The sequence below is a fragment of the Pseudoduganella danionis genome, from assembly GCF_009720775.1.
Lineage (GTDB): Bacteria > Pseudomonadota > Gammaproteobacteria > Burkholderiales > Burkholderiaceae_D > Rugamonas > Rugamonas danionis.
In genome coordinates, this window is sequence record NZ_WNKW01000026.1 from 1 (window position 1) to 1,186 (window position 1,186).

2 protein-coding genes are annotated in these 1,186 nt (G+C 70.5%); both read right to left on the bottom strand.

Features of this window, described 5'->3' with window-relative positions:
• Positions 1-453, bottom strand: a 453-nt coding sequence (locus GM655_RS22495; protein ID WP_155436887.1) for a hypothetical protein, incomplete at its 3' end; no start/stop codon positions are given.
• Between the two features lie 535 nt (positions 454-988).
• A partial coding sequence (locus tag GM655_RS22500) for a hypothetical protein (RefSeq protein ID WP_229632703.1) occupies positions 989-1,186 on the bottom strand: 198 nt, incomplete at its 5' end.

The window sequence follows — 1,186 nt, forward strand, 5'->3', positions numbered from 1 at the left end:
ACGGCCACGGACACCTCCACCAGGCAGCAGCCCATCGAGCAGCGGCAGCACGGCCACGGACACCTCCACCAGGCAGCAGCCCATCGAGCAGCGGCACAACGGCCACGGACACCTCCACCAGGCAGCAACGCATCGAGCAGCGGCACAACGGCCACGGACACCTCCACCAGGCAGCAACGCATCGAGCAGCGGCACAACGGCCACGGACACCTCCACCAGGCAGCAACGCATCGAGCAGCGGCACAACGGCCACGGACACCTCCACCAGGCGGCAGCACACCGAGCAGCATCACGGCCCAGGCCGCCGCCAAGCGGCAGCACACTGAGCAACGGCACAACGGCCGCCAGCTGGGCCGGCGCAAGCGCATCGAGCAGCGACACCACGGGCTGGCCTTCGCCACCAGGCCACAGCGTACCGAGCAGCGGAACAACGGCTCCGGCCAGCTCCACCACGCGACAGCGCGCCGAGCAGCGGCATCACAGCCCCGCCCAGCTCCACCAGGTAGCAGCCCATCGAGCAGTGGCAGCACGGCCACGGACACCTCCACCAGGCGGCAGCACACCGAGCAGCATCACGGCCCAGGCCGCCACCAAGCGACAGCACACCGAGCAACGGCACAACGGCCGCCAGCTGGGGCGGCGCAAGCGCATCGAGCAGCGACACCACGGCCTGGCCTTCGCCACCAGACACAGCGTACCGAGCGGCGGAACAACGCAGCGGCATCACGGCCCTGGCCAGCTCCGCCGGGCAGCAGCGCGCCGAGCAGCGGCAGCACGGCCACGGACACCTCCACCAGGCGAAAGCGCCCCCGGCTATAACCACTAGGCAGCAGCATACCGAGCAGCGGCATCACAGCCCGGCCCGCTCCACCAGGCGGCAGAACACCGAGCAGCGACACCACGGCCTGGCCTTCGCCACCAGGCCACAGCGTACCGAGCGGCGGTACAACGCAGCGGCATCACGGCCCTGGCCAGCTCCGCCAGGTAGCTACGCATCGAGCAACGGCATAATGGCCCCGGCCAGCTCCACCAGGCAGCAGCCCATCGAGCAGCGGCAGCACGGCCACGGACACCTCCACCAGGCAGCAGCCCATCGAGCAGCGGCAGCACGGCCACGGACACCTCCACCAGGCAGCAGCCCATCGAGCAGCGGCACAACGGCCACGGACACCTCCACCAGGCAGCA